The sequence below is a fragment of the Paenibacillus odorifer genome (assembly GCF_000758725.1).
GTDB classification, from domain to species: Bacteria; Bacillota; Bacilli; order Paenibacillales; family Paenibacillaceae; genus Paenibacillus_AQ; species Paenibacillus_AQ odorifer.
The window spans coordinates 3,287,083-3,313,349 of sequence record NZ_CP009428.1 but is presented as its reverse complement, the minus strand read 5'-3'; the positions used below and the strand labels follow the sequence as shown (position 1 = coordinate 3,313,349).

Sequence of the window (26,267 nt, the reverse complement as noted above, 5' to 3'; positions counted from 1 at the left end):
TAATCCTGCCACATATCCAAGCTTTACATCCATAACGATCCCCTTTTAACCTACTTGAACTGTTGGGCGAATAATCATTTCATTGATAGCCAAATCTGAAGGTTGCTCAATGGCAAATGTGATGGCACGAGCGATGCTGTCTGCATCAATGGCTATTTTGTAAAATTCATTCAAGCCAGCTTTTGACTCTGCATCTGAGGTAGTATCTAACAATTCGCTGCTGACGGCTCCTGGAGAAACATTGGTAACACGAATATTGGTTCCACTCATCGCTTCTTCTTGACGAAGCCCTTCAGAAATTGCTCTAACCGCATGCTTGGTGCCACAATATACTGTACCCCCTGGGTAAATGTTATGGCCAGCAACCGATGATAAGTTAATAATATGACCAGATTTTTGCTCTCTCATTGATGGGAGAACAGCTGCAATCGCATATAAAACCCCTTTGATATTTACGTCAATCATTTGATCCCATTCATCCACCTTTTTCTTAAAAAGAAAAGCTTGTGGCATGATTCCCGCATTATTAACTAATACATCAATTTTGCCAAACTCTTTAAGTGCATAAGCAGCCAGTTCTTCCATTTGTGCTTGGGAAGTCACATCTGTCACTTTGTAGATGGCTGTTCCACCACTTTGTTCAATTTCTCCTTGAAGCTTTTGAAGACGTTCCTCACGACGAGCGGCTAGAACAAGCTTAGCACCTTTAGAGGCTAGTTCTTTCGCGGCGGCTTCCCCAATCCCACTAGAAGCACCTGTAATAATTACGACTTTATCTTTGATATTTGGCATGTGAAAAAACACCCTTTCGATATCGTATATTGATTTATTAATAGACTACAATCTATTATTATAAACAGTTACAGAATACATTCAATTGTACGATGAGTCTGTTTTGTTCAATACTAAACAGATCCTATAAATGTGTTTATTATTTTTAGAAAGTAAGGTGAACCTCGAATGTCTAAAGTGGATAGAAGAATACTCAAATCTCAAGATGCGCTTAAAAAGGCCGTCATTGAACTGATGACTAAGAAAAATTTTGACGACATTACCATACAGGATCTCTCCGACACAGCAAATGTAAGCCGGGGAACGATCTACCTTCATTATCTGGATAAATATGATTTGTTAGATAAACTTATCGAAGAACATATAGAGGTCCTAAGAGCACTTTGTGAATCGGCGTCTGAATTGGATTTTATCGAGGCAACGTTGATCTGGACGGAATACTTCGATAAAAATTATTCTTTCTTCTCTATGATGTTAGCGAGTAAAGGTGCTCCTTATTTTCGAAATCGTTTCTTAAGCTTTCTTCTCGATGAGTTTCGGCATGAAGTAAATGTCACCGCAGGAATAAACCAAGGGTTAAATGAAGAGGTTATTATTAGTTTTGTTGCATCGGCTTATGCAGGGGTAGTGGAATGGTGGTTCAAGAATGAAAGACCTGTAGCACATCAAGTCTTGGCTGAACAACTCGGAACGTTATTAGAGAGGAATTTATTAAAAGAGCGGCGATTCTCCTATAATAGGTGAATCGTCGCTCTTTTTTATCGGGCATTAATTACGCAATAGATTACACATCTTTTTAAGGACTTCGGACCCTGGGATGCTATTCCTTCACCCCAATAGCTGCAGTGGGGTCCTTTAACATTCTGAAAATCAGAAAATCTCGCCTTTAAGGTCAGATGAGTCCGATAAAAGCATCTACTTACAAATGTTATCGGTTCAAGTAAAGATTCTTTTAAATCGCTCGTTTGAACTGGGTATTGTACAGCTCGTAATAAACACCTTGCAGCGCAAGAAGCTCTTTATGACTGCCTTGCTCGGCAATTCCGCCACCCTGAATAACGAGTATACGATCAGCATCCTGGATGGTACTAAGCCTATGGGCGATCACAAAGCTTGTTCGTCCCTTCATTAGCTTTTCCATCGCCTGTTGAATATGCATTTCCGTACGCGTATCCACACTGCTGGTTGCCTCATCTAGGATCAAAATAGCTGGATCAGCTAGAATGGCGCGGGCAATCGTTAAAAGCTGGCGCTGGCCGTGGCTCAAATTACTGCCTTCCGCATGGAGAATGGTCTCATATCCATGTGGAAGTCTATTGATAAAGGCATCTGCATTGGCCAATCTTGCCGCTTCCTCTACCTCTTGGTCTGTCGCATCAAGACGGCCAAAACGAATATTTTCCCGAATCGTTCCCGAGAATACATGCGCGTCTTGCAATACCATTCCCAATTGACTACGAAGTGCGTTTTTATCCAGCTCTCCAATGTCGCGCCCATCAATGAATATGGAGCCGCCGCTCAAATCATAGAATCTGATCAGCAAGTTCACAATGGTCGTTTTCCCAGCACCCGTTGGGCCGACAAGCGCAATTTTCTCTCCGGGTTTTGCTTCAAACGTAACCCCACTCAGAATTGGTGAATCCGGCTTGTAAGCAAATGAAACGTCTTTGAAAACAACATTCCCTTTTAACCTCGGCAGATCGTCACTTTGTTCATCACCGTCACCGTATTCGGATGGCATATCCATAACTTCAAACACACGCTCCGCACCAGCAATTGCCGACTGAATTAGATTGTACTGGTTAGCAAGATCGGAGATCGGTCGTCCGAACTGTTTGGAATACGTAAGGAAGCTAACGATTACGCCAACCGTAGCCATGTTATGAAAAGCCATCCAGCCACCCACCCCGGCAATGATTGCAAATCCAAGGTTATTAATCATGTTCATAACCGGTCCCACTAATCCGGAAACAATTTGTGCCTTAACGCCGACTTTATTCAACTCTCCGCTGATTTTGCGGAACCGTTTCACTTCTGTCTCTTCCCTGCTGTATTGTTTGACCACTTTTTGTCCGCTGATGGTTTCTTCGATAAATCCACCCAACTCACCTAAATGGCGTTGCTGATTTTTAAAATAAGTTCGACTTAAACCTATGATTTTACGGCTGGACAATAACACAAGAGGGATCGTTATCAGTGAAACTACGGTCAACGGAACGTTCATCATTAACATGATCACTAGTGAACCGCTTAATGTGATCAAACTGTTTAATAACTGGGTCACACTCTGATTAAGTGTACTGGATACGCTCTCTATGTCGTTGGTTGCCCGGCTCATTAGTTCTCCGTTAGCTTGCGTGTCAAAAAACTTGATCGGTAGCTGTTGATATTTGCTGAACAAATCACGACGCAGCTCGAATACGGTATTTTGTGAAACGGATGTCATAACATAGGCTTGCACCCAAGCAACCACACTGCTTAGCCCATAAATACCAATTAGGAGTAGACAAAAGCGAATTAGACCCTGATAATCGTGGGGAATTACGGCAGTGTCAATGGCTTTACCGATTAGATAAGGCCCAATCAACGAAAGGATTGCATTCAACACAGTAAATACATATACAATGATTAACCCGAACCGCTGGCGGTTCAAATAAGTCCAGATGCGTTTGAGTGTGCCCGCTTGATTCTTAGCGCGTACGATCGGCACAGCTCCGCCGCGTCCGGGACCAGATCCCTGTCCAGATCCAGGTCCCGGTCCGAATCCGCCTGATCGATTAAAAGGAGTGGTGTTCATGCCGTTATTAAGCTTTGACATAAGGCACCTCCTCTCCCTTCATCTGTGATCTCCAAATATCTCTGTATATTTCACTGCTGTTCATCAGCCCCTCATGTGTACCTTGTACAGCAATTCGGCCGTTTTCTAATACCAGAATGCGATCAGCGTCAATTACAGAGGTGACACGCTGAGCTATCAAAATATTCGTGCTGCTGCGCAGCCGTGTTTTTAACATCTGCCGGATTCGTGACTCTGTCGCTGCATCGAGCGCACTAGTGCTGTCATCCATAATGAGGATTGTTGGCTGAATTAAAAGTGCCCGTGCAATCGAAAGCCGCTGCTTTTGCCCACCGGACAGGTTAATGCCACGCTGGCCGAGCTCTGTATCGTAACCCTGTGGAAGTTCTAAAATGAAATTGTGAGCTTCAGCGGCTATTGCTGCTTCTTCCACATCCTCATCTGTGGCATCCGATCTGCCATATCGGATATTATCGCGGATAGTACCGCTGAACAGAATAGCCTGCTGCATAACATATCCGATTCTGCTGCGCAAATCTTCCAGAGCAATCATACGAGTGTCGGAGCCGTCAATTGTGATTGCGCCAGAGGACACTTCGTAAAACCGGGGAATAAGGCTGACCAATGATGATTTACCAGTACCGGTGGCACCAAGAATGGCCACTGTTTCTCCTGGCTCCGCAGTGAAATTAATACCGTCTAACACTAGATTTTCATCCGTAGGATCATAAGCAAAAGATACATTGTCAAATACGATCCGACCGTTGTGTATGGCATCTTTTTTAGCGTTGGCAACTTCTGTAATCTCACTAATGGTGGAAAATACTTCATTCTCCCGATCGGCAGAAACCTTGGCTCGTGAGAAGAAGGTCAACATATTGCTTAACATCAGCATTGACATCAACAATTGGGTTATATAGTTAATAAAAGCGATCAGCTGACCAACTGGCAGCCCACCGTTCCAGCTTTGCACTCCCCCAAACCATAGTACAGCAACAATACTGGCATTGAGTACAAGCATCATTAGCGGCATATTTAATGACATTAACCGTACCGCTTTTATCGCAATTTCTGTATAATCCTTGTTAGCTGTATTAAAGCGTTTCTGTTCATGATTAGCGCGGACGAATGCTTTGACTACACGGATGCCGGATAAATTTTCCTGCAACACTGTGTTCACACCGTCTAATTTGACCTGCATTTTTTGAAACAAAGGAAAAGAAAGTCGGATTAACCCATACAATATTAAACTCAAGAGTGGCACGGCAACGGCTAGGATGAGGGTCAGCATAGGACTAATCCGGATGGCCATCACCAAGCTTCCGACTAATAGCAATGGAGATCGAATACTCCGCAAAATCATTTGCACAAAGGTTTGCAGCTGCACCACATCATTTGTTAATCGCGTAATCAGTGAGCCCGTCTTCAATTGATCCAGGTTCTTGTTAGAAAATTTCTGAATATGTTCAAACAAGCTAATCCGCAAATCATTACCGAAGTTTTGAGAAGCAATACTCGAAAAAATAGTGCAGCCCACCCCACCAATTAGACCGATAAACGCTACACCAAGCATAATCAGTCCGGTCGAGAAAATATGAGACAAATCTTTTGTCATAACACCCTTATCCACAATGCTCGCCATGAGCGTGGGCTGCAGTAAATCCATAGTCACTTCGACCAGCATCAGCAATGGTGCCAACACACACCACACCCAATATGGCCTCAAATAATGCTTAAGCTTCCACATTCCGCCACCTTCAATTGTTTAAGATAAATACGTGATTTTAGAACTAATCGGTGTTCTGGGTTTCGCATTCGGCATTTCCTCCGGATAACCCATTCCAAATATCCCAATAACATCGTAATTTTCTTGAACATTAAGAATCTCACGATTATGAGGCAAAGCCCCCAGCGAAGCCCAATACGTACCTACACCTGCTTCATGTGCAGCTAATAGGAAATTTTGTACGAAACAAGCAGCAGCCATAACATTCTCATCGCGTTCAAACGCAGTTGCGGCAGGCTTAGACAGAACTGCAAAAACAACAGGTGCGTTGCCAAAATCCGTCTTATGTTTTAATTTCGCTCTAGTATTGGATCCGATGAAAAGAAGCTCCCAAGGTTCGGTCATACGATGATTAGGAGCGTAACTTGCAGCCTCCAGCCATGAATGTAACTCCTCTTCACCTATTGGAGTCTGTTTGAATTGTTTTATACTTCTACGGGTTTTAATGAGCTCAGTTATTTTCATCTTTTTCTTTACTCTCCTCTTTTTTTACATTTGATGTTGTATCTTCTGGAGCGATCTCATGAATCTGAAAGATTTGTTTAAACTCTTCAATGATCGCTTCCGTTGCTTTTAATTCACCGCTAACCACTTGTTTAATCGATTCAAGCTCAGGCTGATTTAACTGCCGCTGTAATGTAGCCCGGTTAACCATAAGCTTATCTAAAAAAGCGATGGCTCTGCCACGGCGAAAAGTTTGAGCACTTTTAGGATGTTGATCCATCGGTTCTGTCATCCCATGTTTCATAAAGCCTCGATCTCTGTGTTCTCCATGCTCCCTATGACCGCCACGTTTGCCGATATGTCCTTCACGCATTTTATTTCCTCCTTTTGCAGTAGTGTATACATTTGTATACGCGTTCTTCATGTATACAAATGTATACGATAGAATCCATTTCTGTCAAGATCATTTTTCCATTTTGTAACATCATAATTGCTCATTTTATATCTGAAAAAACAATAAAAACCCGCATAAAGTGCGGGCTTAAAGAGAAAAATTATCAAATTCAACGGAGTGATTTATAGGGAAAAACTATTTTTCTTATACTCCTGAACGGATACTCCCATTACTTTTTTAAAACAGTTACTGAAGTAAAATGGATCTTTAATGCCTACCTTTTCAGCAATTTGATAAGCTTTCCAATCCGTTTCATTCAGAAGCTTCACCGCTTTTTCCATTCTGCACTTGAGAAGATAATCCGTAAAGCTAATCCCTATGTCCTGCTTAAAGATCCGGCTAAAGTAACTGGAATTCATGTGGAATTTATTCGATACATAGGATAAAGACATCTCCGGAATGTGCATCTCCTGTTGAATAAAATCTTTAACTTCATGGATAATATTATTGGTTTTTTTACTTCGTGCCCGGGTTACTTGAGAGGTTACCTTCTCTGTGAGTTCTAGCAATGTCTGTTGCATGTCTGGCAGGCTATCGAGCTCAAAAATCCTTTTATATGGCGAAATATCGAATGAAAGATTATTATCTAGTATAACTCCCATTTCAGCGAGTGAATTGATTAATGTGGAGACAAATTGGGCGGAAACCAACCTAGCTCGTTCCACAGAAAAAGCTTTGGACTTCTCCAAATCCTGAAACAATTTCTCGATGGATTGCATAGCCTTGTCTAAGACACCAGCTTTTACAAAAAACAAAATCTCCTCAATTTCATTCGTCTTAACTTCCCAGGATCGGCCTCCGAAATGAATTTCTTCATTAAAAAAATAGATAGCGTTACTGCCCTTTAACTTACCATATCTAACTGCCTCCAGCGCCTCTTTATAGGATTCTTTGATCCTATTGAAATCCTTGCAGGTACTCCCTACGCCAATGGAAGCTTTACATTCAAGCTTTTCATGGAGCGATTGGGCCAGCCACTCTCCAATCTTCGTAAGATTCTGATTATCTTTTCTATTGAGAAGGACTATTCGTTGACTGTTATCAAAAAAAACTTCGATTCCCTCATACTCTTCAAGCGCGTAATCAATAAACCTCTTACAACGCAAAGACTGCAGGATTCGTTGTTCCTCCCCTTCTTCTAAGGAGATTTGAAGTTCAATGAGCATGATTGAAAACAGGCTGCTCTCTGAGTCAGGAAAAAAGTAATAGAACCGGCTGTCCAGCTGATCGGGGTCCCAGAGGCCTGATAGCAAATCATTTAGAAATTTTTCTTTTAGTTGAACGGCATTTTCTTTTAACTGTCGATTCAGCTCCTGATATTCGTTCCACCGCTCTGTCTCTTCCCGGATTTTCCCATGAAGATCTACCGCAACTCTTCGTACTTCCTCGGCTTGAAGCGGCTTCAAGATAAAATTTTGTACTCCAATGTCCAGACTTCTTTTTGCATATTCGAATTCGGGATGTGCAGTGATGATCACAATTTTGACTAGCGGATACCTTTCTTTTATCAACCGGCTTAATTCCAGCCCATCCATAAAAGGCATACTGATATCTGTAAATACTACATCCGGTTTCATCGTTTCGATCAAATCTAACGCTTCGCTTCCATTCGAGGCCTCACCTACGAATCTGTAACCAACCGCTTGCCAATCTATAATAATGGGAACAATTTTTCTCGCATTAATTTCATCATCCACAATAATGGCTCTGAGCAGTTCAAGCTCCATGACTATTCCCCTCCTCAAGCGGTAGTTCCAATTCAATCCGAGTTCCTTCTCCCGGTGCACTGACCAAACTACAATTCATGTCCGCCCCATAGTACAGCTTCAGACGCATCAAAGTACCGCGCAACCCAAAACTGGACTCATTTTGCCCATAGGGCTCAGCTTGCATTTCCCGACGTTTGTCTTCATTCATCCCCACACCATCATCTTCCACGACTAGCTTCAGTCGATTCCCCTGAATTCGGGCAAGGATGCGAATCTTACCACACTCCCCTAAAGGGCGAATACCATGATAAAGCGCATTTTCTACAAGCGGCTGAAGCGTCAATTTGGGTATCCGAACATACTCAGCTTCTTCCGGCACCTCAATTTCACTGGTGAAAATTTCTGGATAGCGAATATTTTGTATACTCAAATAACTTTTAGTGATCTCTACTTCTTCTCTTAACGTTACTACATCACTGCCCTTACTAAGACTCTGACGATAGAAGGCTGCAAGCTCAGAAATAATCTGGTACGCCTCATTATTATTTCCTGACAAAGTTAAATAGCCAGCTGATTCTAACGTGTTATATAAAAAATGTGGTTTAATTTGCTGCTGCAAAATATCCAATTCGAGTTTCCGAATCAATTTCTGTTCTTCTTTCTCCCGCTTCAGCGCTTGCTCAATGGTCATAATCATATTGTTATACCTATCTTTCAACTGGTTCAGTTCATCAGTTCTTGCCTCGTACCGAACCAAACTGAACTCTCCAATCTCCACTTTTTTCATGGATCGCAGCATATGTAAAATAGGTGTTGTAATGAATCTAGAAATCCAGACGGAACCTAAAAATATAGAAATGAAATTAAACAACATAATCATTAACAGCATTAGATTAAATTGACGATAGGGGCTTTCCCATTCCCCCAGAGGCTGAGCGCTAGTAAACTTCCAACCACGATCCATTGAAACCAGAGAAGAGATCAGATAATTATGATCTTTGATCTTTACGATTTTGCTACTGCCGAGCGGCACATCAAGCATAGAAGAGTTTGTATAAGTCGATAATTCAGGCCTTGTAAAATCAAGGAGTGTCTCATATCCAGTTTCGATCATTAAATCAGGTTTATTATCGTTGATCGAACGTTCATAGCTTTTTTTCAGCTCCTGAACGGTAATGTTCACGACTAATACTCCTATTTTCTTGGAAGTGTTCATGTCGTTTACGATGCGAATCAGAGAAATATATTGTGGATCCTGCTGGGGTTCCTTCGTCTCAAAATTGAAGATACCTCCGGCATTTTTCCTCCAAATTGCTTTTCCGTCCAAGGCGACCGCCTCGGAGTACCATTCCGCTGACTCGATCCCATCCGTTCTGATCGGTTTTGCAGACTGCAAATCAATCGCAAACTTACGTCCTGCATTATCGAATAGATAAACAGAAGAGATAGAGGGCTCTGCGAGCATAAAATCTGACAGAGCCACCTCTAGCTTGTAAGTTAAAATCCCGATGTCGTTACCCGCCAGATCACTGCCCAAAATTTCCTGAACTGTGTTGTTCGACACGATCATCTTGGAATAATTATTCGTGCTGTCAAGAAGTGATTCGATTCCGGAATTCATGGCGTTTAAGGTTTGAAGCGATACCTCACCTACCTTTTCCTCGGTGAATTTCTCATTGATTCGTTGGTACATAATACCGCTTGCAATCATGGAAACCACTAATAAAGCCAAGTAGTAAAAAACGATTTGTGATCGGATACGTGCAAACCTCATCGGTAACCTCCTGGCCGACAATTAAGCGAATACGGACTTTTATTTATAGCTACTTCAATACGAAACTAGTATAGCATTTTTCGAAGGATTCCTATCCCATTGCTTTAGCCCTTAACTGCCCCGGCAATAATGCTTTTTTGGACTTGGTTACTTAGGAACAAGTAGATAATGATCATGGGTAGTGTAGCCACAACCATTCCTGCGAACATAGGTCCGAATTCTGTGGCATAGGCACTTTTAAACGAATTGATGGCGACGGTAATTGTTGCTAAGTCAGGATCATTAATGAACGTATTAGCAAACATCAGTTCGTTCCAAGCGGATAAAAAAGTAAAGATGGAAGTGGTTACGATAGCCGGCTTTACAAGCGGAAGCATAATACGGAAAAAAACCTGATAAATATTGCAGCCGTCTACAACGCTGGCTTCTTCCAACTCCCCTGGCAGCGCTCTAAAAAAACCAATCATGATAAAGATTGTAGTAGGAAGTGCACTAACGGTATAAGGAATGATTAAAGCCCACGGTGTATTCAGCAAACTTGTCATTTTTAACATCTGAAAGACAGGTAGCAGCGTAGCATGTACGGGGATCATCAATCCCAGCATAAAGAAAGTAAGCACCACATTATTAAGCTTCCACTTCATTCTTGCGACAGCAAAAGAAACCATTGCCGATAACAGAGCAGAAATAATGACAGTTACCGTTGTATACATAAGGCTGTTCAAAAAGTTACGTGCGATATTCGCCTTAAAAAGTGCGTAGTCGTAATTCGCCCACCGCCACTCATTAGGCAAGCCCATCACATTTGAGCCTGTAATTTCTAAGTTTGTTTTAAAGGATGAAAATACAAGCCACACGAGCGGATACAATTGAATAACGGCGAAGATTAGAAACGCAAGCTGCAAAACAACCTTTGGCCAGCGGCGGTTATGTGTTGTTGTCATTAGCTCTCCTCCTTATCATCGTAGGTTCTGATCAGTTTTTGTAGAACTAAGTAGAAAAAGAGACATTCCACAACCATAAACACGGCCATCGCACTGCCGTACCCATACATATTGCGATTAAAAATCGATGAATACATCAATGTACTTGGAACACTAGTTTCCGGTGTAGGGTAGCCATTGGTCATAATGAAGACTAAATCGAAAAACTTTAATGATCCCAAAACAGCAAATATGACGCATACCTTCAGGATCGGTGAGATAAGTGGAATGGTAATAGAGAAGGCGGTTCTTATACTTGATGCTCCGTCAATTTTTGCAGCCTCGTACAAATCTTCAGGTATCCCTTTGATGGCAGCGTACATTAGAAGCATATGGTAGCCGATATATTGCCAAACGATTGGAATCATAACACTTATTAGTGCTGTTCCGCTTTCCGTTAACCAATCATGTGTCCAGGAGGACAAGCCTAGTTGATTGAGTATCGTATTCAGCAAGCCATATTCAGGCTGATAGATTTTCAGAAACATAACGCCGATGACAGAGGAGGATACCAAGACTGGAATGAAATACAAAGTACGATACAGCTTTTCACCCCAGACCCCTCTGGCAAGAACCAGAGCGAGCACCAGAGCTATCGGAAGTTGCATGAAAACAGAAAGAACTGCCAGATACAACGTATTAAGTATCGAATGATTAAAATCCATGCCGTACGTATCTGTAAAAAATAAATCCTTATAAGAAGCTAAACCGATAAATTTAGCCGGTTGAATCCCATCCCAGTCCAGCAGACTGTAATACATGGACTGAAGGATCGGGAAAAAACCAACAAGAATGTATAAAATCAAAGCAGGAACAACAAATACGGCGATAGCCTTTTTGTTTCCGAATACTTGATGCATGCTTCACTCCACCTTTAAATCGATCAGGCGGCGAACAATTCTCGCCGCCTGACGCAGATTATTGTCCTTGATTGACCTTGCTCTGTAATTCTTTCGTGTAGTCTTCAGGTGTTGTTTTTCCGGCAACGAATTTCATCAGCGAGCCGAACATAGATTCAGTGTCATTACCATTCAGCATTTGATCCCACCAGTAGGAGAAACCTGTTGCTGAAGAAGACAATTCACCAATTTGCAGAGCCAGTGGATTCATTTGAGAAGTGTCACCTACATCAACTTTCCATGCTGAGGAGCCTGAACCAGCCAGAAATACTTCTTTAGACATGGTCTCAATAAAGAACTTGTATACTTCCCATATTCTTTCCTTGTTTTTCAGATCGGCATTGAGCACGAATGTTTCACCCGAACCTCCGAACCACTCGTCAGCATTTCCTTTCCCCCCTGGAATGGTTGGGAATTTAATCGGTACCACTTTACCTTTGACCAGAGAGTTATCATCTTCAATCTGTCCGTTGACCCAAGCACCCATGAACATCATAGCTGCTTTGCCTGATAGGAACATATTTGTCGCGTCATCATAAGAAGTTCCAACAAAATGTTTGCCGAAGGAGTCCGCATCAATCAATTGTTTGTATTTCGCAGCAGCTTCTGTGAATTCAGGTGTGTCGAATGATCCTGTTTTCGTTAAAGCGGCATTTACAGCATCCACGCCTGCCATCCGGATGGCTAGAATCGCGTTCCATTGCATGGCTGGCCATCTGTCTTTAGCCCCAAGTGCAATCGGCTGAATACCTTTTGCTTTTAGTGCTTCAATCGCAGCAACAAGCTCATCCCATGTTTCCGGAATTTTTGCTCCTGCTTGCTCAAATAGTTCTTTATTAACGTACATTTGAGCAGTAGCTATATTGATCGGCAGACCGTAAAGCTTGCTATCGAAGACGAAATTGTCTGTCGTACCTGGTACGATTTGGTCCAGCGTTCCATCTTTTGCGAGATCATCAATGGACAGAATCCGGTTCCCCGCTATAAATGGCTCAGAGAATCCGCCACCCCAGGTGTAAAAAATGTCGGGCAGTTCATTGGCTGCTGAAGCCGCTTTCACTTTTGTTTTATAAGATTCGCCCCCAACACCTACATGCTCGATTTCTACATTAGGGAATTTAGCCTTGGTTGCCTCAAGTGCTTTATAAAAACCAACAAACCCACCATCTTTAGAATTTGGATCCGCGAATTGAGACCACATGGTAATCTTGAGCTTCTCTTCCGCCGCAGTTGTTTTTCCCGTATTGCCTGCGTTTGCATTAGCCTCGGAATTCACGTTATTCCCGTTGTTCCCACCACAAGCAGTGATAAGCATGGACATAGCCATCAACACTGTTAGAGTTAGGTTCATCCTTTTTTTGTTGACTTTTTTCATTCTTTTTCGCCCCCCATTTTTATATTGCTTACAGGACTAATTATATAAATCAATTTATCAAGTGAACATGAAAGCGTTTTACTTTATGATGTATTCTCTTTACATTAGACATTTTTCTTTATTAACTACACATAAAGAAGACCTCTGATTTCTTCAGAAGTCTTCTTTTTTCATTCATATCAAAACCTAGGGCATAAACACCTCTATATAGCTGAGTGGCTTAGGTTCTATCCAAATTAAAGTTTTCTCTTTTATCAGAAGTTATCTCATGAATCTGAAACATATGTATGAACTCATCGATGATCGCTTCCGTAGCTTTTAGTTCACCACTAATGACTTGTTTTGTCGTTTCAACCTCTGACTCTTTTAGCTGCTGCTGCAACGCCGAACGATTAATCATTAGCTTGTCCAAAAATGCGATAGCCCTAGCACGACGAAAGGTCTGAGCGCTTTTGTGAGGATGCTCCGAACCCTCCTTGACTCCATTTATATTCATTTCTCCATGCTCTCCGTATTCTCGATGCTCGTTATAACTGTGCTTTTCTATGTGTCCTTCGCGCATGTTATTTCCTCCTCTAACTCTGATTACAAATGTATGGCCCATTAATAAGACCGGGCAAGACGGAAGCCAAGATCATCTACGCTAAATGTTGGATGACTACGACGGCGGCATGTGGCTCCACATCCTCTGTCCTCTTCTGCCCAGCTGCCTCCCCGAAAAATTCGATAGGAGCCATACACTTGTTCATCATATAAATCCCAGCACCATTCCCATACATTTCCTAACATATCATAAAGTCCCCAAGCATTGGGTTCCTTTTGTCCTATTTCGTGGAGTTCGCCACCTGAATTTTCATTATACCAAGCAATTTTATCCAGTTCTCCATATTGATAACCGGAAGTTCCTGCTTTACATGCATATTGCCACTCTGCTTCTGTTGAAAGTCGATATCCGTTTGTTTCCTTATCCCAAGTAATGAGTTTACCATCTTCACCTATAGTATAAGCTTCTATAAATCCAGCTTTCTGGGAAAGCAGATTGCAAAAAGAGATGGCTTCAAACCATGAAATATTCACAACCGGTTTTAGATCTCCATGAGATGAGTTATTAATTATAGCATTGTATAGATCCACAGTTACAGGATAAGGTGCAAGAAGAAACGGTTTGATTTCTGCTTTCCATCTACGCTTTATCCGATCGTCTCTTAATTCTATTTCTCCCCCTGGAATTGCAACCATAGGATAGTCCAAATAGCTCTCAATTTCGATTGACACTCTAGCTGCCTCCTATCTATTATTTTAATCATGTATTGACGGGTATACAGAATAGAACTATAATCTATACATTTCCTAGTTAATTACTCAGGATTACAAACAATAAGAAACATTAAATCATACTTGGTTTATCCAGAAGAAGGAGTGTAAACACATGCCAAATGTTCAAACTTTCAAAGCAACTGCTCATTTGCAAGACGGCGTTAGGGTCGTTACTAATGTAAGACAATTCGAGCTGGTCATCGACGAACCGACAAGTCTAGGGGGTACGGATACAGGAATGAATCCTGTTGAAGCTTTGCTCGCTTCTTTGGGTGCCTGCCAATCCATTGTAGCTCGGGTCTACGCCTCTAAATTTGAGGTGGAGCTTGAAGATTTCAGAGTAGATGTGGAAGGTGACTTGGATCTCGACGGATTCTTCAACCGCTCTGAAGTACGTCCTGGCTATTCCGATATTCGGTATACATTCTACATAAAGACTCCATCCCCTGCTGAGAAGGTCGAACAGTTCGTACAATTTCTGGAGAGTAAATGCCCTGTAGGTGACACCATTGCTGCTCCGGTTAATCTCAAGCTACATCGTATTGTGATTGAAAATTAACCGTTTTATAATGCTAAGAGAGCTGCAAAGTTGCGTAAAAGCGACTAAGCAGCTCTTTTCATGACCTGTTCTCCGACTTCATATAATGTTAAAAATGATGCCTTCGGAGGAACCCAAAAAATGACGGATATACTAAGAAAAGTAGATGAAGAAATCGAACGTTTGACAACGTTCTTGCTACAACAGCAGAAGGATGACGGCTCATGGCATTTTTGTTTTGAGAACGGGATTGTGATCGATGCTTATATGATCATTCTCTTTAGGGTGTTGAACCAACAGAATGAAACCCTCATTCGGCAGCTACATGAACGCATTCTTGACGCACAACAGCGAGAGGGTTTCTGGCAGTTATATAAGGACGAAGAAGCTGGGAACTTATCCACATCGGTCGAAGCTTATTATGCCCTGCTCTACTCTGGGTACAGTAAGATAACAGACGAGCCAATACAGCGTGCTAAGCGTTATATACTGTCTAAAGATGGATTAGGCAAAGTCACAAGTATCTTAACTAGAGTCATTCTCGCCGCAACGGGTCAAAGCAAGTGGCCTTTAGCAATTTCTTCGATTCCACTGGAGGTGCTTTTGTTTCCGTCTTACTTCCCTATTAACTATTTCGAATTCTCTGGCTACTCTAGGGTACACCTCACTCCTATGCTCATTATGGCCGATCGGCGATTTTCGATCACTACAGCCCATGCTCCTGATCTGTCAGATCTTATGGAGACACGGTTGGATGCAGATGAATCGCCTACCCGTGGATATCAGGAGCTGCAGGATGTTATTCAAATGGGTTTGAGCAGATTACTCGGGAGTCCACACTACATACATGAAGCTGCCAAAAACAAAGCAGAGCAATATATGCTCCAGCGAATCGAATCCGACGGTACCTTTTACAGCTATGCCAGCAGTACAATTCTTATGGTTTTTGCCCTGCTTGCTCTCGATTATGATCGGCAGCATCCAATAATTACACAGGCCATTCAAGGGCTCACCGCGCTGCAATGCCAATCAAATCATAAAACTACAATTCAAAACTCTCCATCTACAATATGGGATACAGCGTTAATCTCCTATGCTTTACAAGAGGCTCAAATTCCGGTTGATCACAAAGGAATAAAACACGCTGCAGCTTATCTTCTGGATAAACAGCATCATCAAACTGCTGATTGGAGCATCCATAATCCGGATACAGTTCCCGGTGGGTGGGGATTCTCTGAGTCCAATACAATCAATCCGGACGTAGATGATACAACGGCAGCCTTGCGAGCCATCCGAAGCTTATCAACAATTCACCCTTCATATCTGGAATCATGGAATCGCGGTCTGAATTGGGTCCTATCGATGCAAAATAACGACGGCGGCTGGCCGGCATTCGAAAAAAACACCAATAAAGAAATGCTCACATGGCTCGCTATCGATGGTGCTAAATCTGCAGCCATTGATCCTTCGGAAGCAGATCTTACCGGACGAACTTTGGAGTTTCTCGGAAACTTCGCTGGTTTAAATACACAACACGAGTTCATTAAACGGGGTACGAAATGGCTGATTCAACATCAGGAGAAGGATGGTTCGTGGTATGGAAGATGGGGTGTTTGTTATATTTATGGCACTTGGGCATCATTAACAGGCCTGCAGGCTGTTAGGCTCCCTATAAATCATGATACTTTGCAAAAAGGAGTGAAGTGGCTTCTAAGCATTCAGAACTCGGACGGCGGTTGGGGGGAGTCTTGTCACAGCGACCGGCTTCTACAATATGTTCCTTTAGGAGAAAGCACACCTTCACAAACCGCCTGGGCACTTGATGCGATTATTGCCGTTCAGCCAGAGCCAACAGCTGCGGTGGAAAAAGGGATTCAAAGACTAATCACGTCTATTCATGAAGAGGATTGGAAAACTTCTTATCCCACTGGCGCTGGACTCCCCGGTAATTTCTATTCCAATTATCATAGTTACCGCTATATCTGGCCACTACTCACATTGAGTCATTACAGAAAAAAATACGGTCAAGGATAATACTCGGTAATACTCGGTAATACTCGGTAATAACTAGCGTTGTCCTGCTCCACTTCTTAACTGTCTCGAAAAAGCTTGGATCGCCAGAGCAGCAATCGTCGTTACTGGAGAATCTCGTTGCTCTGATGTTATGAATCGAGAGATGAATGCTTTTGTCCGTTGCACCTACCTAAATCACCCAGTCTTGATCAAGCTTAGAGCTTTTCGGACTCAGAAGACGCTATTTGCTTGTTTTTAGGCTTTTGAGTTAAGTTACGGACTCCAGTGAAACTATTCCTTAAAAAGAGAGTCATTTCGGGTGTTTTTCATAGTAATAACTGCGATAGTGTCCGTTAAAATTCCAATTGTAAGCTAAATCTGCTCTTAAGGTCAGCTGAGTCCGATAGCAAATACGTGTGCGCAAAATGTTACCTATCAAGCCAACTTGCCATTTGGAGCAACCCTATAGAAATTACTTAAATTACTTATGAGATAGACTCCATTTTTGCATGTGAGTCAATCGAGCATAGTTAGCATAAAGCTAATTAGAATCAGGCAGCGATCTCCGATAATCAAGGATCGCTGCCTGATATTTTGGATCACTCGCGGTTTGCCTGAGCAATTAAGACTGTAACGTCTGATATCCCCACTCCGTATATTTGTAGCGCAAGATTTTCACGCAATTTAATGAAATAACTGCATTTTATACACTTAATCCATATTGCTAGGGAATAACTTCGACTTTAACTGCATTCTATACAATTAAAATCAAGAGAAATCACCTAGAAGCCTTAATCTCATGAGAATAGATGTATGAAATACAGCTATTTTTAATGCACAACTATTTTGAACGATTATAGCTGCACAAAATACAGTTAAACACCTCGCTGCTCCCCATCCATTACCTTCATCCGCCTCCATACGGGTACACAGAGGGTTGCATCATTACTAAGTTTACTTTTTGGAGCACGGTACCGGAATATCAGAAATATTCCCTTTCAAGAAACAGGCGTAATCGTTGGTGGTTTCGGTGCTCTTTCCCAAGCACGGGTTACCTGCAATGTTGCTGCATAGGTGATTAACGAAACGAGCAACGCTCCGAACAGTTCAATGATCTGCCCCAGGTCCAATCGTTCCAGAATTCCGTGAGCCGCCAGTCCGCTAAGCGCCATGACAATTCCTCCTGCTCCCACCTTAAATACAATACGAAAGTCAAAATAAAATCCGATCGTTCCTGCCACAGATAAGAAATTCAACAGTGTCAGCAGCAAGAGTCCCAGTCCGAATCCCATGGCCACCCCTTCGATTCCAATATTAGAACCTAGAACAAAGATCGCAATCACTTCGAAAATATTCGTAAGAATATGATTCCACATAACGGTTGATGCTTTCCCCAAACCAAGTAAAATCGCTTGCAGTGGCGCTCCGAAATAATAAAGAAAAAATAAGGGGGCAATTAACCTTAACAGCTCGCCCGCTTCTGGCGAATGATAGATCATAGTTGTTAAGGGTACAGCCCACAAGTACAGGATGATTGTACATGGGAAACCTACTATAAGCGCGGATCGCATAGCCATATCCATCCGATTATGCATAAGCTTGCTATTGTTGCTCACACTTGCTTCGCTGATCGCCGGAATTAATGCAGTCGACAGCGATTGTGTGAAGAAGCTGGGGAGAAACAACATGGGAAGAGCATAACCCGCCAGAAGTCCGAATTGCTTGGTTGCCATCTCAACACCTACACCAAACAGTACTAGACTTTTCGTAATCAGCAGTGGTAGAAAGGCATGATAGAGCGAATGAATAAAACCGCTGCCTGTCATCGGTAAGCCGATGCGCAGCAAATCTCTTAACGTACTATCTCCTTTAAGTGAAATTCTTGACGGTGGTGGTGGAGAGGTTTTGATCTTACCTCGATTAGCCCATTTGAAAACTGCAAACAAGTAGAGCAAACCAAAACCTTCTCCAACAACGGAGGCAGCCATTGCGCCAGCAGCTGCATAAGCAATACCGTAGGGCAGCAAAACGTTGACAACACCGATAATAACAATGATTTGCGCCAGATTCTCAATAATATCGGAAAAGGCAAGTGGGTTCATGTTCTGTTTTCCACGGAAATAACCTTTCAGTACAGCAGACATCGCAATAATTGGAATGATCGGCGTAATAGCAACCATAGCATAATACGCCCGCTGATCGGCCAAAAAAATCGATGCGATCCATTTGGAGCCAAATAGAGCCACTAAAGTTAATATAATACTCAACGTACCCGTAATGCTTAAGGATACAGTGAGAATACGCTTTACTCGCGCTTCATCCTGCTTAACCTCAGCTTCCGATACAAGCTTTGAAATCGCAACAGGAAGCCCCAGCTCTGTCAGCGTAATAAATAAGGGAAGCAGTGGATGAGCAATCATAAGCAGCCCTACTCCCTCTGCTCCCAAAAAACGTGCCAGCAAGACTCCGTTCAAAAAACCAAGCCCTTTTGTGAAAAATGACGACACGGTTAATATGAACGTGCCACGAATAAAACTTTGTTTACGCATCCCCATTTATACGCATCTCCACCTATGGTTTGTCCTGTCCTTCTTTCTAACTTATTCGAACAAACACAAGTACATGCAGACAAGTATTTGTAAAGTATTTAATCAGCAATAAGCCGCCACATCTTAGTTGGTATACCAGGCAATTTCCCTCACTTTCATTATCCTCTGTAGCAAAAACATTTTTCATAGACCAGAGATACTCCTCTGTATCGCTCATTAGTACTGTTTTTGTATAAATTTCATCCTCCGCAATAAAAGATATATTAAGAAATAAATAGATAATTTACCAATGGCATGTTATCATTTTGAATGCGATTTCAATAGCTTTGTTATAACGGTTTTTTTACTCTTCTTCGTGAATGTCTTTTTGCAAAATCTTTGATATGATAAAAAAGAATAGAAAAGGCTTTACGGAAATCATTCACATCGATAATAACCACTTCTAAATTTTTCAAAGATAAAGGAGAACTTCATTCATGAGTCAGAAAACAAGATTAAATAATGACTGGTTATTCAGCAAACAGCCGCTTAAGTCTACTTTAGAATCGGTGATAGCAGCTGATTCGGAGTGGATCGACGTAACCTTACCCCATGACTGGCTAATTTTTGATACACATAATCTATATGAAAGCGGAGAAGGCTGGTACCGTAAAAGCATAGTTATAGATGAGCACGTGCCAAATAGCCGTGTGTCGCTTCGTTTTGAAGGCGTATACATGGACTCCACTCTCTATGTGAACGGCCATATCGCAGGTGTCTGGAAAAATGGATACTCCACTTTTGAATTAGATATCACGCCATACATTATTGAAGGTGTCAACGAAATCTATGTTCAAGTGGTTCATGAGTCTCCAAATTCACGCTGGTATTCCGGTGCGGGCATCTATCGGAGTGTATGGCTGAAGACGTATCCAGGGACACATATTGTGCCTGATGGTATTTATATCTCTACTCGCAAAAAAGAGGATACCTGGAATGTTGAGGTAGATACCGAAGTATTGTGCAATGATCTATTGCAAAGCGCAAAGCACTACATAATTCGTCACAGTATACTAGATGCTTCAGGAACTTGTATCTCTCATGTAGAAAATGAAATCCCAGTACAAGTCGGGTCTGCTGTATCCAGCTCTGCCCTCTTATCCATCAATAATCCAATGCTCTGGGATATTAACCAGCCTTACTGTTATAACCTAAAAACGGAGCTGTTAGAGAACGAACAAGTGATCGAGGAAGAAGTCCAAACCTTCGGATTCCGTACGATGGAGTTTGACAGCCAACAAGGTTTCTTTTTGAATGGCCGAAAGGTGAAGATTCATGGCGTATGCCAACATCATGATTTGGGATGTTTGGGGGCTGCGGTGAATAAGGTAGCTCTAAAAAGACAGATTATCCTCCTGCAGGAGATGGGCGTAAACGCTATTCGTACGGCCCACAATATGCCAGCCGTTGAATTGATGGAACTAGCCGATGAGATGGGCGTGCTCATAGTTTCCGAAGCATTCGATATGTGGGAACGCAGTAAAACTCCTTTTGACTACGCCAGATTTTATCCGGATTGGTGGAAACAAGATATTGCCAGTTGGGTACGCCGGGATAGAAATCGCCCCTCCATGCTCATGTGGAGTATCGGAAATGAAATATACGACACCCATGCCGATGAACGCGGCCAAGAGTTAACCATAGAATTACGAGATCTGGTGCAGGTTCATGACCCTAAAGGAAATGCAGTGGTTACTATCGGTTCCAACTATATGCCTTGGGAGAATGCACAGAAATGCGCAGATCTAGTGAAGTTCGCAGGGTATAACTATGCCGAAAAATACTATGATCAGCATCATGAGGAACATCCAGACTGGATTATTTATGGCAGTGAAACATCGTCTACTGTACAGAGCAGAGGCATCTATCACTTCCCTTTTGCTCAGTCTGTATTGTCTGACGATGATGAACAATGCTCAGCTTTAGGAAATAGCTCCACTAGCTGGGGTGCCAAGAACACAGAAGCTTGCATCATTGCAGATCGTGATGCGACCTACTCACCGGGACAATTTATTTGGACTGGATTTGACTATATCGGGGAGCCGACCCCGTACTTCACTAAAAACTCGTATTTCGGTCAACTGGATACCGCGGGATTCAAAAAGGATTCCTATTATATTTATCAAGCAGAATGGACGGATTACAAGGTCGCCCCGATGATTCATATTTTTCCATACTGGGATTTCTCTGAAGGGCAGCTTATTGATGTGCGAGTATGCTCCAACGCACCACAAATCGAATTGTTCTTTAATGATCAATCCATGGGCACTTTTAACATTGACCATAAACATGGTAAAAAGCTGCTTGGGGAATGGCAGCTCCCATTTAGCGAAGGTACTCTACGAGCAGTCGCTTATGATGAACACGGAGTACAGATCGCTGAAGATACGGTAACTTCTTTCGGAGATTCAACTACTGTGGTCATGAAGCCTGATAAAACTCAGATCACTGCTGACGGATCGGACTTGGTATTTGTTGAGATCTCGACCCTCGATCAAGAAGGACGTCCCGTGGAGAACGCCAATAATCGTATCCAAATCTCTGTAGAAGGACCGGGGCGTCTTGTTGGTTTGGATAATGGTGACAGCACTGACTACGATTCATATAAAGGAACAAGTCGCCGGATGTTCAGTGGAAAATTGCTTGCAGTCATTGCCTCTTCATTGGAGCCAGGTAAAATCGTTGTACGTGCATCTTCCCAAGCCTTACAGTCCGCTGAGCTTACACTGACTGCCGAAGCACGAGAGCTAGATCATTCTAAGGACGAAGAGCTTGTACTTTATCAGCATTCGTCACAATCACTATCGGATGTGAGCGAGTTATCCCAAGACTATTTATCAGATGAAATTCCCGTTCGCAAGCTGGAAATCATATGCCCACAAGGAAATCAACTAACGAAGGACACCCGAGCACTTCCGGTTCGTGTGCAAATTCATCCAGAGAACGCAACCTATCAGGAAATTGAATGGCGAGTTACGAATGCTGCCGGCATTGACGCCAATATAGCCGTTCTTGAGGCAAATGGGCATGAAGCAGTAATATCGGCTTTGGGAGACGGAGACGTCTATGTACGGTGTGCAACGAAAAACGGTGCAGATCAAGTGCGCCTGTACTCGCTTATGGAATTCCATATTCGAGATATGGGAGCTGCCTTTTTGAATCCTTATGAGTTTGTTTCCGCTGGTTATCATAGCAATACGAGCCGGAACTTAACAAATGGGAATGAACGCGGAGTGGCTACTGCAAGAGAAGGAGAAAGCTGGATCTGTTTCGACAACATCGATTTCGGTGATTATGGAGCTACTGAACTTACCCTTCCTATCTTCGCGCTAGATAACGATAAATATACGATTGATATATGGAAAGGTACTCCGGATGCTCCAAACGCAGCTCTGCTGACACAGGTAACCTATCAAAAACCTTCTATATGGAATGTATATCAAGAGGAAACCTACTCATTACCTGAGCGAATAAAAGGTGTCACCACCCTTTGTTTTGTTCTTCATAAAAAGATTCATCTCAAGGGCTTTCAGTTTAACAAACCTTTAAAAGCGTACGAACAACTTAACGTTCTGGAATACAATCAGATTTATGGAGATTCCTTTACACTGGCAGATGGACAAATCAAAAATATTGGTAACAACGTCTCTCTCATCTTTAAAGATATGGACTTCGGTGATACTGGAAGCACTAAACTAACCTTATGCGGGCATTCGCCTATCGATAAAAATACTCTGCATATTCTATTTAGCGGACCAGAGGGTGAAAAGAGACAGCTTGTGGAGTTTACACAGTCAAGTGATTATTGCGAAAGAGAATTTGTGTTGGAGCGCGTAACCGGTCCACAAACCGTCACCTTTATATTTCTACCGGGGAGCCAGTTTGACTTTAAGTGGTTCCAGTTCCAAGCAGAATAAGATAGTTTCAACTTTAAACTAATCGCTTACCAAAAGAAAACCCTGCGCATTAGCACAGGGTTTTTCCTTTAACTTATATTTAGAGCTACTTAGTCAACTTTATTAAATTCGATCCAGTCGATCTGTAAACCTGGTTTAATGAACTCCAGTTTCATTTCATAAAGACCTGCTTCTAGTTCTACTTTCACAAGCTTTTGTCTAATCCATTGACCTTCTGTCCCGTTGGTTTGAATGGTTGTCATCAATTGATCATTCAAATTAACATTGCATGCACTTTGAGCCAGCTCAGGCTCTGTTGACATGATATGCACGAGGATCCGATATTGACCAGCTTGGCCAACTTCAAAGAAAGTCGATCCTTCAACGGCTGGCTTAACCTGTGGATTTTGAGATAAGGATTGTACTTGTTCTGCAGTAAGTGAAGGATTAGCCTTAAAGGACTCAACTGTTTCAACAATTTGCTGTTTTCTCGAGAATACTGGAGCATGTATGATGAACTCACAAATATTCATTGCAGAACGTTGCAGCTCTCCTCTAGTCAAAGATCCATTTTCCAAGGATTCAATGGTGTTGTCATTCCATCCATTAATTTCGGCGCCATAGTTAGCTACAACCATGTACAGGTCATTTTGTGCACGGACCATCCAATTTGTAAATTTCCGGTCTGCAGCTCCACCATTAACGACATCATTCATGATGGCCCACCAGTCTGTCATGACAATACCTTTGAAGCCCCATTCTCCGCGGAGAATTGTAGTGTTCAAATCGTAATTTGAAGCGGCCCAATGTCCATTAACAGGGTTATAAGAGGTCATAATTGAATTTGCCCCACCCTGCTTCACAGCAATTTCGAAACCTTTCAAATAAATCTCGCGAAGCGCACGTTCCGACACAACAGCGTCAACCTTACTGCGATGTTTCTCCTGATTATTGCAGGCAAAATGCTTCAGTGTGGCATTAGAGCCACCTTTCATAATCCCACGTGTACATGCAGCGGCAAACACCCCAGAGATCAAAGGATCTTCAGAAAAATATTCAAAGTTGCGGCCATTAAGCGGGCTGCGACGAATATTCAGACCTGGTCCAAGCAAGGTGTCTATGTTGTTTCTTACCAACTCTTGTCCTTCTAACACATACAGCTCTTCGACTAATTCGGCATTCCAAGTAGCTGCAAGAAGCGTTCCGATCGCAACCTGAGTCGCTTTTGCTCCACTATCCATACGAATTCCTGAAGGACCATCTGCCGTACATGCAACAGGGATTCCTAAGTTATATAGACTATCACTTACTCCTCCAAATGCAGAAGCTGTACCCGGTGTAACTAAAGGACTGCTCATGCCTTCACCCCGGACAATGGCAGCCAAGTCATCGTCACTAAGCTGGGCAATAAAAGCTTCCATACTAACTTTTTGTTCAAATACATCTCTTAATTTATGCCCTTGATTGCCTGTCTGGGAGATCGTTGTTGGTAGATTGCTCTCGATCCGTTCTGCTAACGAAATCTTGCGTGTTGGAACCTCTACATACAGAAGTTCATACGAACCGTCTGCATTTTGAACGCCAGGTTGCATTCTTGTAAAGCTTTGCGTTGGTGCAAGAGCTTCTTGTAACTGTTCCACAACTTGAAGAGTTTCCACGACATAGCCGCTATTCCCTTCAACCTTGACTTCCTCCACTTTTTTAACACTCGTTCCCGCAAACACGCGGTACGTGCCTTCTTCTAGCACATAAGCAGAAGCATGCCCTGTCACACCAGCGTCATCATAGGAAGCCATAGAATGAACAGGAAAACTCACAGTAAGACGTTGTGCTTCGCCTGGCTGAAGGACTTTTGTTTTTGCGAATGCTGCCAAAGCTTTAGCAGGCTGTCCCAATTTCCCTTGTGGAGCTTCATAATAGACCTGAACGACCTCTTTTCCAGCAAAGGTAGTTCCTATATTGGTTACGGTTACGCCGACTTCAACATTTAGTTCGCCAGCTTTGTTAATAAGTTTTGCTTCTTCTGGCTCGAGCTTAAACTTGGTATACGATATTCCATAACCAAACTCATATTGAACCTTTTCTGGGCAAAATGTCTCGAAATAGCGATAACCAACATAGATATCTTCCTGATAAAGGTTTGTAAATTCATTGCCGTAGTTATGTGTTGACGGGTAATCGTTGATGGAATATGCGATCGTGTCTGTTAATTTACCGCTTGGAGTCACTTCTCCGGCCAGCACGTCCGCAATTGCATTACCACCTTCCATTCCCCCCTGCCAAGAGTAGATGACAGACGAAATCGGATTTTTATAACTTTCATCGTTTAGCCAGCTCATATCAATAATATTAGAGACGTTCAGTACAACAATCGTTTGCTCAAAATATGTAGTTACCTGCTTCAGCATCGCCTTTTCATCAGCTGTTAGTTGGTAGCTCCCTGAACCATCGACATTATCCTGATCTTCTCCTGCTGTACGTCCGATTACAATGATTGCTTTGTTCGATTTTCTTCTAGCCTCTGCTACCAATTCGTCGGATAAAAGCATTTCCTTCTGGTTCCATGGCTCTGCAGCCCAAACGCCGCCACCATTATCAAATGGATTTTGCGCAATCCACTTCTCATATACTGCTGCCAAATCTTCGTTGACCGTAAGGTTCTTTTTACTGCGAAGACCGCCTAGCAGGTTGGTCGTATAAGTAACATGAACACTACCGCCCGAACCAGTACCACTGCGATAATAATTCACTTGAGTTCTGCCAAATACAGCAACATTATCATTTTCACCAAGCGGAAGCACCTGATGATCATTCTTCAACAGTACCGCACCTTCAGCGGCTACCGTTCGGCTAAATTCTGCAAAACCTTCTAATGGAATTCCCACACTCTGTGTACTCAACT

19 protein-coding genes are annotated in these 26,267 nt (G+C 42.5%); 4 read left to right on the top strand and 15 right to left on the bottom strand.

The features are described 5' to 3' along the window. Nucleotides 1-45 precede the first annotated feature (45 nt). The gene (locus tag PODO_RS14410) at nt 46-792 is read right to left on the bottom strand and encodes an SDR family oxidoreductase (RefSeq protein ID WP_038570975.1); all 747 of its coding nucleotides are present in this window, start codon (nt 790-792) and stop codon (nt 46-48) included. Nucleotides 793-960: 168 nt separating this feature from the next. On the opposite strand from PODO_RS14410, the gene PODO_RS14405 reads away from it, so the two are divergent. Then, the gene (locus PODO_RS14405; RefSeq protein ID WP_038570972.1) at nt 961-1,536 is read left to right on the top strand and encodes a TetR/AcrR family transcriptional regulator; all 576 of its coding nucleotides are present in this window, start codon (nt 961-963) and stop codon (nt 1,534-1,536) included. 208 nt (nt 1,537-1,744) lie between these two features. On the opposite strand, the gene PODO_RS14400 is transcribed toward PODO_RS14405, so the two are convergent. The 11 genes from PODO_RS14400 to PODO_RS14350 all read right to left on the bottom strand — a co-directional run bounded on the left by PODO_RS14400 (nt 1,745) and on the right by PODO_RS14350 (nt 14,252). After that, a complete protein-coding gene (locus tag PODO_RS14400) occupies nt 1,745-3,610 on the bottom strand; it encodes an ABC transporter ATP-binding protein (RefSeq protein ID WP_080742495.1) in 1,866 nt (621 codons plus the stop codon). Beyond that, entirely contained in the window at nt 3,597-5,336 is a 1,740-nt protein-coding gene (locus PODO_RS14395; protein WP_038570969.1) for an ABC transporter ATP-binding protein, read from the bottom strand. The genes PODO_RS14400 and PODO_RS14395 overlap by 14 nt, the downstream gene beginning before the upstream one ends. A gap of 18 nt (nt 5,337-5,354) precedes the next feature. After that, a complete protein-coding gene (locus PODO_RS14390; protein ID WP_038570966.1) occupies nt 5,355-5,840 on the bottom strand; it encodes a nitroreductase family protein in 486 nt (161 codons plus the stop codon). Continuing rightward, entirely contained in the window at nt 5,827-6,192 is a 366-nt protein-coding gene (locus tag PODO_RS14385; RefSeq protein ID WP_052097030.1) for a hypothetical protein, read from the bottom strand. Before PODO_RS14385 ends, PODO_RS14390 begins: the two co-directional genes overlap by 14 nt. Nucleotides 6,193-6,395: 203 nt before the next feature. Then, a complete protein-coding gene (locus tag PODO_RS14380) occupies nt 6,396-8,000 on the bottom strand; it encodes a response regulator (RefSeq protein ID WP_038570959.1) in 1,605 nt (534 codons plus the stop codon). After that, entirely contained in the window at nt 7,990-9,756 is a 1,767-nt protein-coding gene (locus tag PODO_RS14375; protein ID WP_038570956.1) for a cache domain-containing sensor histidine kinase, read from the bottom strand. The genes PODO_RS14380 and PODO_RS14375 overlap by 11 nt, the downstream gene beginning before the upstream one ends. Before the next feature lie 104 nt (nt 9,757-9,860). Further along, nucleotides 9,861-10,700: a carbohydrate ABC transporter permease gene (locus tag PODO_RS14370; RefSeq protein WP_038570954.1), complete on the bottom strand. Its 840-nt coding sequence runs from the start codon at nt 10,698-10,700 to the stop codon at nt 9,861-9,863. After that, nucleotides 10,700-11,599: a carbohydrate ABC transporter permease gene (locus tag PODO_RS14365; protein WP_038570951.1), complete on the bottom strand. Its 900-nt coding sequence runs from the start codon at nt 11,597-11,599 to the stop codon at nt 10,700-10,702. Before PODO_RS14365 ends, PODO_RS14370 begins: the two co-directional genes overlap by 1 nt. Before the next feature lie 58 nt (nt 11,600-11,657). Next, on the bottom strand, nt 11,658-13,013 hold the full coding sequence (locus tag PODO_RS14360; protein ID WP_038570948.1) for an ABC transporter substrate-binding protein: 1,356 nt from the start codon (nt 13,011-13,013) through the stop codon (nt 11,658-11,660). 220 nt (nt 13,014-13,233) lie between these two features. Then, nucleotides 13,234-13,575 carry a hypothetical protein gene (locus PODO_RS14355; RefSeq protein WP_052097028.1) on the bottom strand — a complete coding sequence of 114 codons (342 nt, stop codon included), beginning with the start codon at nt 13,573-13,575 and terminating at the stop codon, nt 13,234-13,236. Nucleotides 13,576-13,616: 41 nt separating this feature from the next. Continuing rightward, nucleotides 13,617-14,252: a formylglycine-generating enzyme family protein gene (locus PODO_RS14350; protein ID WP_174890055.1), complete on the bottom strand. Its 636-nt coding sequence runs from the start codon at nt 14,250-14,252 to the stop codon at nt 13,617-13,619. A 190-nt stretch (nt 14,253-14,442) separates the two neighbouring features. Here PODO_RS14350 and PODO_RS14345 point away from each other — a divergent pair, with 190 nt between their 5' ends. Next, nucleotides 14,443-14,889: an OsmC family protein gene (locus tag PODO_RS14345; RefSeq protein WP_036677906.1), complete on the top strand. Its 447-nt coding sequence runs from the start codon at nt 14,443-14,445 to the stop codon at nt 14,887-14,889. A 120-nt stretch (nt 14,890-15,009) separates the two neighbouring features. Continuing rightward, a complete protein-coding gene (gene shc / locus PODO_RS14340) occupies nt 15,010-16,902 on the top strand; it encodes a squalene--hopene cyclase (protein ID WP_036677908.1) in 1,893 nt (630 codons plus the stop codon). A 33-nt stretch (nt 16,903-16,935) separates the two neighbouring features. Here the strand turns inward: shc and PODO_RS32160 are convergent, their stop codons facing one another. After that, on the bottom strand, nt 16,936-17,067 hold the full coding sequence (locus tag PODO_RS32160; protein ID WP_256720315.1) for a hypothetical protein: 132 nt from the start codon (nt 17,065-17,067) through the stop codon (nt 16,936-16,938). A gap of 812 nt (nt 17,068-17,879) precedes the next feature. After that, nucleotides 17,880-19,430 carry a stage V sporulation protein B gene (gene spoVB, locus PODO_RS14335; protein ID WP_244886484.1) on the bottom strand — a complete coding sequence of 517 codons (1,551 nt, stop codon included), beginning with the start codon at nt 19,428-19,430 and terminating at the stop codon, nt 17,880-17,882. Nucleotides 19,431-19,906: 476 nt separating this feature from the next. Here spoVB and PODO_RS14330 point away from each other — a divergent pair, with 476 nt between their 5' ends. Beyond that, nucleotides 19,907-23,386, top strand: a complete 3,480-nt coding sequence (locus PODO_RS14330; protein ID WP_038570943.1) for a glycoside hydrolase family 2 TIM barrel-domain containing protein — start codon at nt 19,907-19,909, stop codon at nt 23,384-23,386. An 89-nt stretch (nt 23,387-23,475) separates the two neighbouring features. Here PODO_RS14330 and PODO_RS14325 read toward each other — a convergent pair whose 3' ends face one another. Beyond that, complete coding sequence (locus PODO_RS14325; protein ID WP_038570940.1) at nt 23,476-26,265, bottom strand: glycoside hydrolase family 3 C-terminal domain-containing protein; 2,790 nt, start codon at nt 26,263-26,265, stop codon at nt 23,476-23,478. Nucleotides 26,266-26,267: the final 2 nt, after the last annotated feature.

Bases quoted from the DNA above. Each gene is read 5' to 3' on its own strand.
- PODO_RS14410 (WP_038570975.1), bottom strand. From the start codon at position 792: ATGCCAAATATCAAAGATAAAGTCGTAATTATTACAGGTGCTTCTAGT.
- PODO_RS14405 (WP_038570972.1), top strand. From the start codon at position 961: ATGTCTAAAGTGGATAGAAGAATACTCAAATCTCAAGATGCGCTTAAA.
- PODO_RS14400 (WP_080742495.1), bottom strand. From the start codon at position 3,610: ATGTCAAAGCTTAATAACGGCATGAACACCACTCCTTTTAATCGATCA.
- PODO_RS14395 (WP_038570969.1), bottom strand. From the start codon at position 5,336: ATGTGGAAGCTTAAGCATTATTTGAGGCCATATTGGGTGTGGTGTGTG.
- PODO_RS14390 (WP_038570966.1), bottom strand. From the start codon at position 5,840: ATGAAAATAACTGAGCTCATTAAAACCCGTAGAAGTATAAAACAATTC.
- PODO_RS14385 (WP_052097030.1), bottom strand. From the start codon at position 6,192: ATGCGTGAAGGACATATCGGCAAACGTGGCGGTCATAGGGAGCATGGA.
- PODO_RS14380 (WP_038570959.1), bottom strand. From the start codon at position 8,000: ATGGAGCTTGAACTGCTCAGAGCCATTATTGTGGATGATGAAATTAAT.
- PODO_RS14375 (WP_038570956.1), bottom strand. From the start codon at position 9,756: ATGAGGTTTGCACGTATCCGATCACAAATCGTTTTTTACTACTTGGCT.
- PODO_RS14370 (WP_038570954.1), bottom strand. From the start codon at position 10,700: ATGACAACAACACATAACCGCCGCTGGCCAAAGGTTGTTTTGCAGCTT.
- PODO_RS14365 (WP_038570951.1), bottom strand. From the start codon at position 11,599: ATGCATCAAGTATTCGGAAACAAAAAGGCTATCGCCGTATTTGTTGTT.
- PODO_RS14360 (WP_038570948.1), bottom strand. From the start codon at position 13,013: ATGAAAAAAGTCAACAAAAAAAGGATGAACCTAACTCTAACAGTGTTG.
- PODO_RS14355 (WP_052097028.1), bottom strand. From the start codon at position 13,575: ATGCGCGAAGGACACATAGAAAAGCACAGTTATAACGAGCATCGAGAA.
- PODO_RS14350 (WP_174890055.1), bottom strand. From the start codon at position 14,252: ATGGTTGCAATTCCAGGGGGAGAAATAGAATTAAGAGACGATCGGATA.
- PODO_RS14345 (WP_036677906.1), top strand. From the start codon at position 14,443: ATGCCAAATGTTCAAACTTTCAAAGCAACTGCTCATTTGCAAGACGGC.
- shc (WP_036677908.1), top strand. From the start codon at position 15,010: ATGACGGATATACTAAGAAAAGTAGATGAAGAAATCGAACGTTTGACA.
- spoVB (WP_244886484.1), bottom strand. From the start codon at position 19,430: ATGCGTAAACAAAGTTTTATTCGTGGCACGTTCATATTAACCGTGTCG.
- PODO_RS14330 (WP_038570943.1), top strand. From the start codon at position 19,907: ATGAGTCAGAAAACAAGATTAAATAATGACTGGTTATTCAGCAAACAG.